This window comes from uncultured Turicibacter sp. (assembly GCF_938044715.1).
Taxonomy (GTDB): domain Bacteria; phylum Bacillota_I; class Bacilli_A; order MOL361; family Turicibacteraceae; genus Turicibacter; species Turicibacter sanguinis.
In genome coordinates this window covers 12,696-29,424 of the sequence record NZ_CALIOS010000019.1, presented here as the reverse complement: position 1 = coordinate 29,424, position 16,729 = coordinate 12,696, and the positions used below count along the sequence as shown (strand labels likewise).

Sequence of the window (16,729 nt, the reverse complement as noted above, 5' to 3'; positions counted from 1 at the left end):
ACTAAGGTTCCTGTTTTCAAAAACCCTGCTTTTTTGAAAAATGCTCGAAAAATAAAGAAAGAAGTCATCCATAAATTACCTTGCATAATTTGTCACATTATGCAAGGTTTTAGAATGCTTTTTTAAAGTTAATATTGTATAATTAAAACAAATAGCATAGATGGAGGAAAGAGTAGTGGCAAAACAGCAGTATTATTCGAATTATGGTAGTCGAGGACGACGTCGACGTGTTAAACCACGTTTTTATGTTTTTGTAACGTTAATTGCAATTTTAGTGATGACAGGATGTTTCTTTGCTAATGTTGCAGGACAAGTAAAAGGATTAAGTATGGCAACAGTAGAGCCGACCTATTTAGATTTCGAGGAAATCAAAACGGTTAAAAGTTGGCATAATAAAGAAGTTAAATTTGCTTATTTAACATTTGATGATGGACCTTCACGCAATACAAGTGCCATTTTAGACATTTTAGATAGCTATGGAATTAAGGGGACATTTTTTGTTTTAGGGACAGCTATCGATAATTACTCTGACTCGGAGGCCATGTTAAAACGAATGGCTAATGACGGTCATTACATTGGGATGCATTCAATGACTCATGATTATGCTTATTTATATGGAGATGCTAATGCCGCTTCTAATTTCGCTGGTGAGATGAAGGAAGAACAAGCCTTAATTAAAGAGATTACAGGTGGGTTTGAAAGTAAATTATGTCGTGCTCCTTATGGAACGGGCGGAACATTTACGGATGAACATGTTGTTGCTTTAAATGAAATTAGCGTAAAATGTTGGGATTGGGACGTTGATTCATATGATTGGGAATCGGGAGCAACAGTTGATAGTATTATGAAAAATGTTGAAAGTAATATGAAGTTGTGGAACTATCCATCTAATACGGTTATTTTATTCCATGAAAAAGATATTACCGTACAAGTTTTACCTGTTGTTATTCAGTATTATTTAGATTTAGGATATGAGTTCTTACCTTATAATCCTGATAATCATATTGTTAAAAATTTATTTGGAAGTAGCGATTTATAGGAAAGGGGAATTCTAAATGCGTCGACCATTTTTACCAGTTTTAATTGTAATCCTTATTTCGGCTGTAGGAATTTTCTTTGCCTTAACTTATAAGATTCCTGAAGTACAAGTATTTCAAATGTATCAACATTTAGATCAAGAAATTGTCACTTGTGAAAAACAAAATACAAATACATTAGAGGATAATTTAAATGCTTTACAAGCATCGGTGAGCAGTTTGATTAGTGCAGGTCAGACTTACGATGGAAGTGCAGACTTAACTGAGTTATTTGAGTCATTTAACACACAATATAACATGTTAAAACAATATAATGAATCGGTGGCAACATGTATTTCATCAGCCATTGAAAAAACTAATTTTGAACAAATTGAAAAAGTGATTAAAAAATTACCAACAGATTTACAGACATTAGGTCATGATATGACATCCCTTCAAAAAGAACGTACAACAAAGTTAACGGCTTTAGAAGCACAACTTTCTTCATTAGTTGACACCTTATCAAACTTTGAAGAAATGTTCTATAACACGAAAACAAGTGAGGCTGTTCAATATTTTCAAAGTGTAAATGTGGCCTTCAGTGAAGTTCAAACGTTACATACAGACTATATGACAACAGTTGAGGCTTATTATACGGCGAAAACAGCTTATTATGAAAGTATCGCAAATAAAGGGACGTTAGATTATATTTTCAAAAAATAGATAAATTGGCTAGGAAGTTTTCCTAGTCTTTTTTGTTGCCTGTGTTATAATCAATTTATTAAGATGACTAAGAAATTGAAAGAGGGATTTAAATGAACATTGGATTTATCGGAATTGGTGTCATGGGGCAAGCCATGGCGACTCATTTATTAAACGCTGGCCATAAGATGTATGTTTATAATCGTACAAAAAGTAAAGCAGATCAAATTGTTGAAGCTGGTGCTATTTGGTGCGAAGATGTTCAAATGGTTGCGCATCATGCTGATTTAATTTTTACGATTATTGGTGTTCCTGCAGATGTTGAGGCTGTTTATTTAGGTGAAGGTGGGTTAATTGATACGGCAAAAGAAGGAACAATCTTAGTTGATATGACAACCTCAACACCAGAACTTGCAAAGCGAATTTATGAAGCGGGAATGCAAAAAGGGATTCAATGTTTAGATGCTCCCGTTACCGGTGGAGATGTTGGAGCTAAAAATGGAACGTTAACAATTATGGTTGGAGGAGAAGAGTCTGTTTATCAAAGTATTCGTCCAATCTTAGATTTGATGGGAAAAGTAATTGTTTATATGGGAGAAGCAGGCAGTGGACAGCATACAAAGATGGCCAATCAAATTGCGATTGCTGGAGCTGCGATTGGAATGGTTGAAGCTTTAGCTTATTCTAAAGGGGCTAATTTAGATTTAGAGACAGTTTTAAGTGCCATTACAAGTGGGTCAGCTGCAAGTTGGCAATTAAGCAATATGGCCCCTCGTATTATTCGTGACGATTTTAATCCTGGATTCTTTATTAAACATTTTATTAAAGATATGAAAATTGCAACGTCAGAAGCATCTGAAATGTCAGTTGATTTACCAGGACTTAATCTTGTCTTAAGTTTATATGAAGAATGTGCGAATCGTGAGTTTGAAAATTTAGGAACGCAGGCACTCTATAAATTGTACGAAAAATAAAAGAAAGACCTTAAACATTAATTAAAGTGTTTAAGGTCTATTTTTTATAAAATATAGTATTTATTTGATTCAATCATTGGTTCTTGGCTAGGGGGTGTGGTCACCGAATAAGGTCCATAATAGCTGTTTTGAACCATTTGTTGTTGATATCCCATTGGATAGCTTGGTTGTTGGTAATAAACAGGTTGAGGATAGTAAACAGGTTGAGGGTAATACATGGGTTGTTGGTACACTGGATAATTGTATCCTCCACAACATGGACGTCCACCACCAAGGACTAATCCACCTAATCCCCCGAGAGCAAGTCCCCCAATGAATGGCCAAAATCCCCATCGTTCATCATTTTCAATACCTGGCATAGTCGCTAGATAGGGGACTTGATTTGTCAATGGAACTTGGCCATGATAAGACGATCTCATATTTTGATTCAACTTTAACTCCTCCTTCAGTATGCAGTTCTCATTTTAGTGTATGCAGACTGTTGAGTTTAGGTTCTCGCTAATAAAAAAATCGACTCGTTTAAAAGTCGATTTTTTTATTGCTCTTTTATGAGTAAAAATGATTGAAGGGTTGGTCTTCTTAAAAGGGCTGCCACCTCATTAGAGCGGTTAAGTCCTTGGTTAACATGTAAAGTTAGACGATCGGCAAAACGGTAAGTGCCGTTATAGAATTGACTACAATAGTTGGGTTGAGTCTTATCATTTGACGTAATGCCTCGGCAGTGGCCAGATAGTTGTAATTCAACCGGATAATCGGTAACAACTGATGCAGGAGTCGGTTCATGAAGTAATAAAATGTTAAAGGTATTAGCATCGCTGTTCTGTGCTAGAAGGGTTTGAAGTGGAGGCGTTGTGGTTAATGAATTAACACCGATTAACGTGATAGATTCGCTTGAACCATTGTATAAAGGTAAGGATTCGTTTTTTAGAACTCTAAAGCCGGCATTCGTTAGAAGGTCGGTTATGGCCTGTTCATTTTCTAAATCATCGTCTCCAAGAACTGCTACTTTTGCTAAAGGGCTCTGGATGTTTGAAAGTAACTTTGAAGCTTCATTACTTAGAGCTGATGAGATAGTTCCCTTTTGAAACAGTCCTCCTGTGAAAATCACGATATCTGGATTTAAACGGTTGATTTCATTCACTGCTTTTTCAAATACGGATAAATCTTCTTCATTCTCAAGTAGTGTATCTCCAAATTGAATGAGGCGGATTCCATCAAAGGTAGTTGGAATATTCGGGTTTTTTATAATCGTTTCATCCACTTTGATCGAAAATTTTAAGATACAAAGCGAGTAGAAGAAAAAGAGTATGATAAGACCTGCGACCGTTAAAACATAGATAGGAAATTTTTTCACGTTTTACTCATCCTTTACCAAAAAATCTAAATATATTTTATTATATCACAGATTAATTCGGTTTGGGAAAATGCATTAAACGTAAAAGAGTAAGTGGATAAGGTGGTAAAAAGCAAACAGTAAGGAAAGGATTCGAATAGTAGCAGAAAATTCACTGTCCTTTTTGATAAAGGTGAAGGTAATTAAGCTAAGGTATCCTAAAATTGGAATCCAATCGAGCATAAATTTAGACGTCTGGATAAGTTGCGAGATGAGGGGTTGATTAGGTTTGAAGGGGAAGGTCAATAATAAGGTGATATTGAATAAGAGGAACAGACTTTGTGAGTTTTTTGTTGTTTTTTCGACCATTTTTAGCACCATCCTTTTAAAAGTATGTTTTAAATATGTATCAGTTTATAAATTGTGTTAAAATAATATTAAAGTATAGTTAATTAGGCGTTCAAATATGCCAAAGATAAGGGTTGATTAGCATGAACACATTAGTTTTAATTGATGGAAATAGTTTAATGTATCGCGCATATTATGCAACGGCATATAGCGGGAATTTAATGAAGACGAGTCAGGGGATTTTTACGAATGCTCTTTATGGATTCGTTAATATGATGAATAAAGTGATGGATGATTATCATCATACGCATATGCTAGTGGCGTTTGATGCAGGTAAAACGACATTTCGTCATGAATTTTTAGAAACGTATAAAGATGGTCGTAAGCCGATGCCAGATGAGATGCGTTCTCAAATTAATTTAATTAAGAAGTATCTTGATTTACTAGGTGTCAAGCGATTAGAGCTACCAACTTATGAAGCAGATGATATTATTGGAACATTGGCTCGTCTTGGAGAGAAAGCCGATTTTGAAAAAATTCATATTATCACAGGAGATAAAGATTTACTTCAAATGGCGGATGAGAAAACGACGGTTCATATTACAAGAAAAGGGGTAACCGATATTGAGTCGTTTACACCAGAAGCGGTGTTTGAAAAATATGAATTATCACCAAGCCAAATTGTTGACTTAAAAGGTTTAATGGGCGATCCATCAGATAATTTACCAGGAATCCCAGGTGTTGGGGAAAAGACAGCAATTAAATTATTAAAAGAGTATCAAACAGTTGAAAATTTAGTTGCTAATACGGCTTCTTTAAAAGGGAAGATGAAAGAGAAAGTAGAGGCGAATGTTGAGCAAGCTTTGCTTTGCAAACGAATGGCGACCATTCATACGGATGTGCCGCTTTCTGTGACTTTTGATGATTTATTATATCAAGGACCTGATGTAGCGGGTTTAATTGAATTGTTTAAAGAAATGGAGTTTAATGCTTTCCTAAAAAAAATGAAACTGCAAGAGGTGAAGGATGAAACACCTAAAGCTCCTGTTGCAATCATCGGAAGTTTAGAAGAATTAAACACTAAAATCTTTAAGCATAGTGCGATTCATGTTGAGATTTTTGAAGAGAACTATCATCATGCTAATATTTTAGGGATTGCGGTTGTAAATGATGAAGAGTCTTATTATGTCCCATTTGAATTAGCGAAGCAGTCTGAGGCCTTTATGACATTCTTAGCAGATGAAAAGATTGCAAAAGATATCTTTGATTTAAAACGTTCACGAGTTGCCCTGATGTGGCAAGGATTTGATTTACGTGGGGTGGCATTTGATTTATTACTCGCAACGTATATTATTAATCCGACGAATGTCAGCAATGAGTTTAAAAAAGTGGCGATGAGTTATGACTACGATGATGTGTTGTACGATGAAGAGGTTTATGGTAAAGGGGCTAAGCGTGCTATTGCAGAAGAGAGTCAAATTGCCCGTCACTCGATTGATATTGCGACTGCCGTTTTGAAGTTAAAGGAGACGGCGCTTGAACAGTTGAAAGAACAAGATCAGTTAACGTTATTTGAAGAGATGGAAATGCCACTGGCAGATGTGTTGGCTGAGATGGAATTTAACGGAATGGCTCTGGATTTAAAGACACTTGATGAGATGGGGCAAGATTTAAAAGGACGCATCACGGCGCTTGAAAATGAGATTTATGAACATGCTGGAATGTCATTTAACATTAACTCACCTAAGCAATTAGGAGAGGTTTTATTTGATAAATTATCCTTACCAGTTATTAAGAAAACGAAAACAGGATATTCAACAAATGCCGATGTATTAGAGAAATTAAGTGATGCCCATCCAATCATTAAATCGATTATGGAGTACCGTACGTTAACCAAACTTTATTCAACTTACATCGAGGGTTTAAAGAAAGCATGCTACAGTGATGGAAAAGTTCATACGATTTTTAATCAAGCTTTAACTCAAACAGGACGTTTATCATCGATTGAACCCAACCTACAAAATATTCCGATTCGCTTAGAAGAAGGGCGTTTAATTCGTAAGGCCTTTGTCCCAAGTGAAGAAGGTTGGGTTATTTTAGGAGCGGACTACTCACAAATCGAACTTCGTATTTTAGCTCATATTTCAAATACGGAGTCATTAATCGAAGCCTTTAAAGAAGGTGAAGATATTCATAAAAAAACAGCAATGGATGTGTTCAAAGTATCTGAGGAAGAAATGACATCAGACTTACGACGTTCAGCTAAGGCAATTAATTTCGGAATTATTTATGGAATGAGTGCCTTCGGATTATCTGAAAATTTAAATATTACGCAAAAAGAAGCGAAAAAATATATTGATCATTACTTAGAGACTTATTCAGGAATCAATCAGTATATGGAAGATACCGTGAAAGATGCAAAATTCCATGGTTATGCAACGACTTTATTTAATCGTCGTCGTTATATCCCTGAATTAAGTCAGAAAAATTATGCACTTCGTCAGTTTGGAGAACGTACTGCAATGAATGCACCAATCCAGGGAACAGCAGCCGATATTATCAAAAAAGCCATGATTGACGTCGCAAATGCCATGAAAGAAAAACAAGTTAAATCTCGTTTATTACTTCAAGTGCACGATGAATTAATCTTCGAAGTTCCACAAGAAGAGTTAGATTTAATGATCGAACTTGTAACCAAAACAATGGAAGACGTTGTAAAGCTTCAGGTGCCATTAAAAGCAGACTACTCATACGGACCAACATGGTACGACGCGAAGTAACCCTGAGTAAAATCTTTCTAAATCTCGAATTTTCGAGATTAGAAAGATTAAATACCCAGGATAAGATAGTCTAACGCTTCATACTTCAGCGAGAATATCTAAAAGGCTGAGATAACCGCTTTGACTCTTGAAAACCCCTAAAGGGATAAGAATATCTAAAGTTTCACTAGAAGTTCAACTAGATATTCTAAAATGCAAGGGAGTAGCTTGTGTTTCTTTTTTTGAAACATGGGATGCTCCCGATTTTTTAGATGAACTGATTTCTAAAAGAAATCTAGAGAATCTTATGTATTTGCTCTCAAGAGTCAGGTTATCGAAGATAGATTGTATTCCAGTTACTGTGACTGTAGGGTATGAAGTATAGTGAGTTGACGTCTACCTCACTCCTCTGCTTTTTAGGAGTAGTGTAGACGAAACTTTATGGTTTCCCTACACCACGTAGCGTAGCTCGTGGTTTTCTATCGCTAGTAGGGCGAGCATTTGGTCTTCGAAACTCAACTGAGGTCCAGTTACTGAGTCTGTGGGGTGTGAGGTTCACGTGTTTAAATCACAAAGTACTATGACTTAGACTTTTAGTTATGAATCATTTATAAGATTTGTAATTCGTTTCCTATAAAAAGATGAATAATAGTTAAATCTGTGTTACTAAGTGTTAGACATTGGTTTATGATATAAAATAAAAAAACTTCTTTAATTTCAGAATTGATTTCTGGTGTAGAGAAGTTTTTTTATAAGTTAGGGTGGAGATGGAGGGAGCGGTTAGTATCCACGTCCGAAAGAAATTCGAAATACCTATTATCTCTAAATAACTGAAAAAATCAAAGAAAGTCGCATATCTTTTAATACTTTTTTTACTTTATTCATATTTTAATACTACTTTATAACTAATTCCTTATCGTGAAATAGTTAACGCATTCTAATCTAAAGTGATTTTCCAATATGTAACTTGTGTTTATTGATAATCTGAGAATGACACAAAAGTGCTCTCATACGAAGAAGTATCTCCTCTTTGTTAACAGATTTCACCATATAATCATAGGTATCTACTAGGAATCCTTTACATGTTTCTTCGAGTAATTGTTTAGCTGTAAATATTAGAATCACTATATTATTCTGACAGTTACGTAGATACTCTGTAAATTCATAGTAAATTCATAGCCATCCATTTTAGGCATCATCACATCTAATATAATTAAAGCAATGTGTTGTTTATCTATATCCAAATTATTATATTTCAAAAGATTAAGTGAAAATTTAAATGTATTAGAAAAAAAGCATAAATAAATTCCTAAAATTAACATTCAGTTTATAAAAGCATTGTAAAATATGATGACAAGGAAACAAAGGGGGAGAATAAAGATGCTTCAAATTGAAAAAATCCATAAAAAGTACATAACTGGAGATTTAGTGCAAACAGCTCTTAATGACGTAAGTTTAAATCTTCGTGACAATGAGCTTGTTGCTATTCTTGGACCTAGTGGTTCGGGGAAAACTACCTTACTTAATATCATTGGTGGTCTAGATCATTATGATAGCGGTGACCTAATTATTAATGGAATTTCGACTAAAAGATATACAGATAGAGATTGGGATTCTTATAGAAACCATACAATCGGCTTTGTGTTTCAAAGCTATAACTTAATACCTCATCAGACGGTACTTTCAAATGTTGAACTTGCACTTACTATTTCTGGGGTTTCAAAGTCAGAACGTAAAAAACGTGCAATAGAAGCTTTAGAAAAAGTTGGATTAGGTAATCAACTTCATAAAAAACCTAATCAAATGTCTGGTGGACAAATGCAGCGTGTGGCTATAGCTCGTGCATTAATTAATGACCCAGATATTTTACTTGCTGATGAACCTACGGGTGCACTTGATTCTGAAACTAGTGTTCAAGTGATGGAACTTCTAAAAGAAGTAGCAAAAGATAGACTGGTTGTTATGGTTACACATAATCCTGAGCTTGCAGAAGAGTATGCTACTCGTATCGTAAAAGTGCGTGATGGAAAAATTATAGATGACTCTAATCCATATCAGGTAGATGCTTCACAACTTGGGCAAGCAAGACATGAAAATATGGGTAAATCTTCAATGTCATTTTCGACATCGCTTTCATTGTCTTTCAATAATTTAAAAAGTAAAAAAGGAAGAACATTATTAACAGCTTTTGCGGGCTCTATTGGAATTATAGGGATTGCATTAATTCTATCGATTTCTAATGGAGTTAATACTTATATTTCTGATATTCAAAAAAGTACAATGTCTTCTTATCCTATATCCATTCAATCTCAGTCTATAGATTTAAGTAGCATTATGTCATCAGGACAAGAGAATATGAAGAAACTGAAAAGCGGTGAGGTTGACCATGATTTAGATGCAGTTTATTCAAATGGTACAGAACTTGAAATGGCATCTAAGATGACGACAAGTATTACCGAAAATAATCTAACAGAATTTAAAAAGTACTTAGATGATACAGAAAATGAAATTCACCAGTATATTGGTGAAAACGGAATTGTGTATTCTTACGATACAAAATTCGATGTATATACTTATGACTCAGAGGATACTCTTGTAAATACAGATGGTAGTACATTAGAGGGGAGTCAATCTTCTGCTTCAGTCAGCTCTCCAATGATGGCAGCTATGAGTTCAAGTAGTTCTAATCATTTTGAAGAGTTATTACCAGGTACTGAAGATGAGTTAATCAGTTCAACTATTACAGATAGCTATGATGTTTTATATGGTTCATGGCCGAGCAAATACAATGAGCTTGTTATAGTGCTTAACCATAATAATGAGATTTCTGCCACAACTCTTTATAAACTTGGACTTCTTCCTTCTTCTGAATATAATGAATTAATATCGAAGATAGAAGACGGAGAAACAGTTACTTTAGATACACAAAAACTAAGTTATGAAGATATTATAGCTCAAACATTTTATATGATCCCTAGTTGTGATTTATATGTAGAAAATGATAATGGTACTTTCGATTATATTGGAGACGATAACTCAGAGATAAAAAATCTACTTGAAGATGCAGTTGAGTTAAAAGTGGTAGGTATTATTCGTCCTAAAGAAGATACAGAAACTGTTTTAATTAGCAATACTGTAGGTTATACAAAAGCATTAACAGATTATATCATTGATTATACAAATAACAGTGAGGTTGTAAAAGGACAGGAAGCTAGTAAGAATCTAAATGTATTAAATGGTATGGAATTTTCGCCTAGTGATGATGTAGATAAAGTCAAAGATGCAAAAACTTATATCGATCATTTAGGAGTTAGTGAAAAAGCTAATCTTGCTAAACAGATTTTACAATACACTTATTCAGATAATCCAACTGCAACATCTCAAATGATGTCAATGAATGAAACACAACTTGCAGCGGCACTAGATGAAAATTTAGATGATGAGGCACTTCTTTCGATTTATGATCATTATATATCTACTGGAACTTATGATGATAATATGAAAACTTTTGGTGTTGTAAGTTTAGATGCACCATCTAGTATCAACATATATTGTGATAGTTTTGAGGACAAAGATGTTATAGCTGATTATATTGGGAAATACAACGAATTGGTTGATGAGGAAAGTCAAATTACTTATACAGATTATGTAGGACTTTTAATGTCTTCTGTAACAACAATTATAAATGTAATTTCATATGTATTAATTGCTTTCGTTGCAGTTTCCTTAATAGTATCTTCAATAATGATTGGAATTATCACTTATATTTCAGTTATGGAACGTACTAAAGAAATCGGAATACTTCGTGCAATTGGGGCCTCAAAACATAATATTTCTCAAGTGTTTAATGCAGAAACATTTATAATCGGTATATGTTCAGGAACAATTGGAATTGGAATTACGCTGTTACTTCTAATACCAGCAAATTCTATCATTCACACTTTAACGGGTACAGATACTGTTAATGCCTCATTACCTTTTAGTAGTGCACTTCTTCTTATTGCTTTAAGTATCATACTAACTTTAATGGGGGGGTTCATCCCTGCCAAAAAAGCAGCAAGGAAAGATCCAGTAACTGCTTTAAGAACAGAATAAAATATTAGAAAATTAGGAAGGAAGCTGCGAAGAAGATATATATAGTGACTATATTTACCGCAACACTTTTATGTTATTAAAAGAAAAAGGATATTTATAAGTGATGCTAACGTTAGAGAAATTTTCAGGATTAGATTCAACGGAAATTAATGATGTGAAAATATTTCAATAAATGTTAGGATAATACTCTTATTTAAAGAAGGGTTAGGTGTTTATATATCAAGATTAATACGTATTTCTAGGGGGGATCTATAATGGGAATCTGGAATATATAATGAAGCATGAGGTTCAATTATTTAGAGAGGTTTTTTATAGATGTGAAAGGAAATCATCTATTGAAGATAAAAGTAATATAAAGTAGGATCAATAAAAAGGCGAGAAGATGAAATCTTTTCTCGCCTTTTTTGATGAATATTATTATTTAGCTACTGTTTTTTTAGGTGTCGTTTTTTTGAAATATAATAGACCGATAGTAGAGATGAGGGCCATTCCAATCATAAGAGATAGATTAGTCTCATCTCCTGTATCAGGCATATCTGTTTCTGGAGTGATTGGTTTTTCTATTTTGATCACATTTCCTTGATCATCTAATTGATAGTCATATTTTTCTGATGCGATTAAGTTTCCTAAATCCATCCCTCGATCATCAAGTTTAACGGTTTTAAAGTTTAATTCAGAAGACTGATCGACTTGAATTTTTCCTGAATTTTTAAATCTGATGTCGCCTTCAACGGAATGGCTCAAATCAACGACAGAATTATTCTTAATATTTATGTTTGTTCCATCAACTGTTAAAGCACGTCCTAGGCTTTCGGTAATTGTAAGTTTGGAATGGTCGATGGTTAAATCTAGCCCTTCAGCCGTTGTATTGATCCCATTGCTTAACCCCTTCATGTTGACAGTAGAATCTTTTATATTGATTGTTCCATCTAAAAATCCACGTGCAGTATTTTGAAAGTTTAAAGTAGAGTCAGTGATGTTAATTTTTCCATTTTTTCCGGCATTCGTTTTTATCACTCCTCCTGATAAACTTTTTTCATTTTTGGCATTTAAAACAGAATTGTTTTCGATATTTAAGGTACTGTCATTGTAGACATAAATTAAAGCATAGGGTGAAGTATAGTTACTTGCCTGTAGCGTTACTTGATTGAGTGTTAAGTTAGCACTGCTTCCATAATCACCTACTCCTAAGATACAATCTGCATGACCTTTGATTTTATCTAGAATCATTGTTCCATTTTTAAAGGTTACATTTGCGCCATTAGTCAAATAATTTGAATCTTTTGTGAGAGTTAAAGTATGGCCATTTAAATTAATCGTATAATTAGTTCCATTTATTTTTAATGCATCAGAAAGTGCCACATTATCACTTAAAGTAATGTCCCCTTGGGAATTACTTTTAGCTAAAAATTCTGAGCTTGTCATATTTCCCTCTACCGATCCATTTGCAAATACTATCATGGTCGACATCATGAACACTGTCAAGATAGTTAGAAAATTTGTTAATAAGTGTTTTTTCATTTTTTTACGTTTCTCCTTCTCTAATAGTTGTGATTTTATTGTGTTTTAAATAAATCTTATTTACTCAACTATATTTACCTACATACTAAAAGTTATTACTTTTTTTCGATAATTTTTAACATTGTTCATAAATAACTTCCTTAACAATCCTGTTATAAAATGCATAATGTAGTCATCATTCATTGATAATTTAATATATATAATTCATAAAATGTCTATTATTTATAGTAAATATAAAAGGAGGAGGGGGATTGTTTTGAAAAAAAATATAAGGGTAGTTGTTAAGTTAATTCTGATTTGGATGTTATGCTTCTCTTCTTCTGCTATTTTAATTAAATTAACGGCGTACAAAAAAGCAGATAATGTATATGAAAATATTAGAGAAATGACTAAAGCGACGACAGGGACGCCCCCTATTGAAGAGACTGAAGCTAATGAAGAGAATAAAGAAGTAGATCAGTCGATTGTAGATGATAAATATGACAAACTTTCTTCTATCAATTCGGACTATAGATTTTGGTTACAAGTCGATAACACTAATATTGATTACCCGGTGGTTCAGAGTCAAGATAATCAATATTATCTAAAACATGATTTTAATAAAAATTATCTAGCTTCCGGTAGTATATTTATGGATTATCGAAATAAATTTGAAGAAGATCACAGTATTATTCTATATGGTCATGATATGAAAAATAAATCAATGTTTGGAGAAGTCGCTAATTTTAAAAAGGAAGATTTTTTTAATGAAAATAACCTGATTAGAGTTGAATATAAAGGGATGACCTATATTTATGAAGTTTTTTCGGCCTATGTAGCAGATTTTTATCATGGGGATTATCTGAAAATTCATTTTGAAGATGAAAAAGATAAACAAGCGTATCTAAACTATATAAAAGATCGATCGTTATATCAAAAACAGATTGAATTAAACGCGAATGATCAGATTATGACGCTGTATACTTGTAGTTATGAGTTTGAAAATGCTCGTACAATCGTTCATAGTAAATTAATATCTAAGGAATAAAGGATAGGGGTTATATTTTATCTAAAACGATATCGTTGTATTGAGAGAGATGAGATAAGATTCTGAGCAGCGAAGGTTATTTTTAATGAAATAAAATCCCAATCTATATTGTGATGAGCATATCTATCGAAGATTTATTATACAGTAGAGGGTCAAGAGACATTGGTTCTTAAAAGGAGATGGTGATTATAGAGATTTGGGATTTATATACGCAAGATAGAATTAAAACGGATAAAACGATGATCAGAGGTCAAAAAATCATTCCAGGACTTTATCGATTAGTCGTCCATGTCTGTATTTTTAATTCTCAAGGTGAAATGTTGATTCAACAAAGACAGCCTTTTAAAAGTGGTTGGTCAAATAGGTGGGATGTGACAGTTGGGGGCAGTGCTATTTCTGGTGATACGAGTCAATCAGCAGCAGAACGTGAAGTTTATGAAGAGATTGGATATCGGTTATCACTTGATGGGATTAGACCTGCTCTAACGATTAATTTTGATGATGGATTTGATGATTTTTATTTGATTCAACAAGATTTAGAAATTGATGCACTAAAACTGCAATACGAGGAAGTTCAGAGCGTTAAATGGGCGTCAAGGGATGAAATCTTAAAGATGATTCAGGAAGAAATTTTTATTCCGTATCAGCCATCGTTAATTGACTTACTATTTTTTATGAGAGATAAAAAAGGGGCTCATACGAGGTAAAGCATTGGTCATCAATGCTATCAAATTTTAAAATCTATGATATCCATGCGATGACAGAAGCGGGATTATCAAAGGAGGGATTATTAAAAAAGTTAACCTATGATTGTTTAGGTAGGTTATAGAATGAAGTTTTTAGTCCCTGAACAATCTATCTCAAATATTCAACAATCTAAACCTTTTTCTTTGGATGTGTAGTGATTTAAATTAGGTTACGGACGAGGAATTAATTTCACGTTTAGAGAAGCATGATATTTAAGAATTTAGAGGGTTATCCCCTCTTAGTAAAATGGATACTTGCTTCGATTCCCTGAGACAGTCACCGCATAAAAAAATAACCGGATGATGAATTATCAGTGGTTAAATGTAGTAAAATGAAAGTATGATGAATTGATATTGATAAAAAGGAGACATTTATGAGTCAGACAATGGGTTTAAAATCACGAAATGAAATTGAAGAAGAATCGAAGTGGAAAATTGACAAAGTTTATGCAAGTACAGAGGCTTGGGAAAAAGATTTTCAAGCAGTAAAAGAAAAAGCGCCGAAATTAAAAGAATTCCAAGGACGTCTTGGAAATATCACTGATTTAAAGGAATACTTAAAGGTAGAAGAAGAGTTATCACGTGTATTAGAAAAGTTATATGTGTTCGCGCATATGAAGAGTCATGAAGATACCTCAAACTCAGAGTTTCAAACATTAGTGAATAAAATCGATCCGTTTATGGCACAGTTTTCAAGTTACAATGCGTTCTTTACGCCGGAGATTTTATCACTTGAAGATGGAACAATTGAAAAGATGTTAGAAAGCGATGACGAATTAAAAGTGTATGACACGTTCTTCAAAGTGTTATTAAAAGAAAAACCACATATCTTATCGAAGGAAATGGAAGAATTATTAGCATCAGCATCAGATTGCTTAGGGGCTTCTGAAAGTATTTATACGATGCTAACGAATGCGGATATGACGTTTGGAACGATTAAAGGTGAAAATGGTCAGGACATTGAATTAACAGAAGGAAACTATAGTTCATTAATCAAAAGTAAAGATCGTCGTGTCAGAGAAGAGGCGTTTAAATTATTATTTAGCACGTATAAAAAATATGAAAATACAATTGCAACAAGCTTAACAAGCTCATTAAAAACATTTATTTTCTATGCGAAAACAAGAAAATATGCGTCTTCATTAGAAGCTTCATTAAAACCAAATGATATTCCAGTTGAAGTTTATAAAAATGCGATTCAAACCATCAATAACAACTTAAAATCTCTTCACCGCTATGTTGGTTTAAAGAAAAAGTTATTAGGATTAGATGAAATTCATATGTACGATTTATATGTGTCTGTCATCGATATCCCAAAACAACATATCGAGTATAGCGATGCCATTGAAATGGTGAAAGAAGGATTAAAACCACTGGGTCAAGAATATTTAGACATCTTTGATGAAGGAATCAAAGACGGATGGGTTGACGTTTACGAAAATAAAGGTAAAAAAAGTGGGGCTTACTCATGGGGAAGCTATGATACGATGCCTTATGTGTTATTAAATTATAACTATGAGTTAAACGATGTTTCAACACTGGCTCATGAAATGGGACATTCCATCCATTCTTACTATACAAGAAAAGAACAACCATACGTTTACGGAAATTACACGTTATTCTGTGCGGAAGTGGCGTCTACAACGAATGAAATTCTTTTAATTAATGACTTAATTCATAAAGAGCAGGACAAAAATAAAAAATTATATCTCATTAATCAGGAGTTAGAGCAAATTAGAGCGACCGTGTACCGTCAATTAATGTTTGCAGAGTTTGAGTTAATCACGCATGAAACGTTAGAAAACGGTGGTTCATTAACGTCAGATGATTTAGATAATATTTGGTATGATTTAAATAAAAAATATTTCGGACCTGAGATGGTCGTGGATGATGAAATTAAAATTGAGTGGGCACGAATTCCACACTTCTATAGTGATTTCTATGTTTACCAATATGCTACAGGGTACGCAGCGGCATCGGCTTTCGCTAAATCGATTTTAGAAAATGGTGAAGTTGCTGTTGAGAAATATAAAGGATTCTTAAAAGCAGGTGGTTCTTTATATCCAATCGATACTCTAAAAAATGCAGGGGTTGACATGACGACCTCAATGCCATTAGAGGCAACGATTGAACGCTTCAATGAATTACTTGATATGTTAGAAGAATTAATCTAAAAAAAAGGAGAATGAAAACAGAAGTTTTCGTTCT

At 33.6% G+C, this 16,729-nt stretch carries 11 protein-coding genes; 8 read left to right on the top strand and 3 right to left on the bottom strand.

The genetic code is table 11. The features are described 5' to 3' along the window. Positions 1 to 175: 175 nt before the first annotated feature. From QWC74_RS02020 to QWC74_RS02010, 3 genes are all read left to right on the top strand, one after another. The gene (locus tag QWC74_RS02020) at positions 176 to 1,039 is read left to right on the top strand and encodes a polysaccharide deacetylase family protein (RefSeq protein WP_006785166.1); all 864 of its coding nucleotides are present in this window, start codon (positions 176 to 178) and stop codon (positions 1,037 to 1,039) included. 16 nt (positions 1,040 to 1,055) lie between these two features. Then, a complete protein-coding gene (locus tag QWC74_RS02015; protein ID WP_006785167.1) occupies positions 1,056 to 1,739 on the top strand; it encodes a hypothetical protein in 684 nt (227 codons plus the stop codon). Positions 1,740 to 1,831: 92 nt separating this feature from the next. After that, positions 1,832 to 2,692: an NAD(P)-dependent oxidoreductase gene (locus QWC74_RS02010; RefSeq protein ID WP_006785168.1), complete on the top strand. Its 861-nt coding sequence runs from the start codon at positions 1,832 to 1,834 to the stop codon at positions 2,690 to 2,692. Between the two features lie 44 nt (positions 2,693 to 2,736). Here QWC74_RS02010 and QWC74_RS02005 read toward each other — a convergent pair whose 3' ends face one another. Together QWC74_RS02005 and QWC74_RS02000 are read right to left on the bottom strand one after the other, a co-directional pair. Then, positions 2,737 to 3,123 carry a hypothetical protein gene (locus QWC74_RS02005; RefSeq protein WP_006785169.1) on the bottom strand — a complete coding sequence of 129 codons (387 nt, stop codon included), beginning with the start codon at positions 3,121 to 3,123 and terminating at the stop codon, positions 2,737 to 2,739. A gap of 104 nt (positions 3,124 to 3,227) precedes the next feature. After that, positions 3,228 to 4,046 (bottom strand): metallophosphoesterase, encoded by an 819-nt coding sequence (locus QWC74_RS02000; protein ID WP_081448245.1) that lies wholly within the window; start codon positions 4,044 to 4,046, stop codon positions 3,228 to 3,230. Positions 4,047 to 4,516: 470 nt separating this feature from the next. On the opposite strand from QWC74_RS02000, the gene polA reads away from it, so the two are divergent. Beyond that, positions 4,517 to 7,153 (top strand): DNA polymerase I, encoded by a 2,637-nt coding sequence (polA, locus tag QWC74_RS01995; protein WP_006785444.1) that lies wholly within the window; start codon positions 4,517 to 4,519, stop codon positions 7,151 to 7,153. 1,359 nt (positions 7,154 to 8,512) lie between these two features. After that, the gene (locus tag QWC74_RS01990; RefSeq protein WP_006785447.1) at positions 8,513 to 11,227 is read left to right on the top strand and encodes an ABC transporter ATP-binding protein/permease; all 2,715 of its coding nucleotides are present in this window, start codon (positions 8,513 to 8,515) and stop codon (positions 11,225 to 11,227) included. Between the two features lie 417 nt (positions 11,228 to 11,644). Here the strand turns inward: QWC74_RS01990 and QWC74_RS01985 are convergent, their stop codons facing one another. Further along, a complete protein-coding gene (locus QWC74_RS01985; RefSeq protein WP_006785448.1) occupies positions 11,645 to 12,748 on the bottom strand; it encodes an LPXTG cell wall anchor domain-containing protein in 1,104 nt (367 codons plus the stop codon). Between the two features lie 256 nt (positions 12,749 to 13,004). Between QWC74_RS01985 and srtB the strand changes: the two genes are divergently transcribed. From srtB to pepF, 3 genes are all read left to right on the top strand, one after another. After that, on the top strand, positions 13,005 to 13,775 hold the full coding sequence (gene srtB, locus QWC74_RS01980) for a class B sortase (protein WP_006785449.1): 771 nt from the start codon (positions 13,005 to 13,007) through the stop codon (positions 13,773 to 13,775). A 182-nt stretch (positions 13,776 to 13,957) separates the two neighbouring features. Beyond that, a complete protein-coding gene (locus QWC74_RS01975) occupies positions 13,958 to 14,482 on the top strand; it encodes an NUDIX domain-containing protein (protein WP_006785450.1) in 525 nt (174 codons plus the stop codon). Between the two features lie 413 nt (positions 14,483 to 14,895). After that, entirely contained in the window at positions 14,896 to 16,695 is a 1,800-nt protein-coding gene (gene pepF, locus QWC74_RS01970; protein WP_006785451.1) for an oligoendopeptidase F, read from the top strand. Positions 16,696 to 16,729 lie beyond the last annotated feature (34 nt).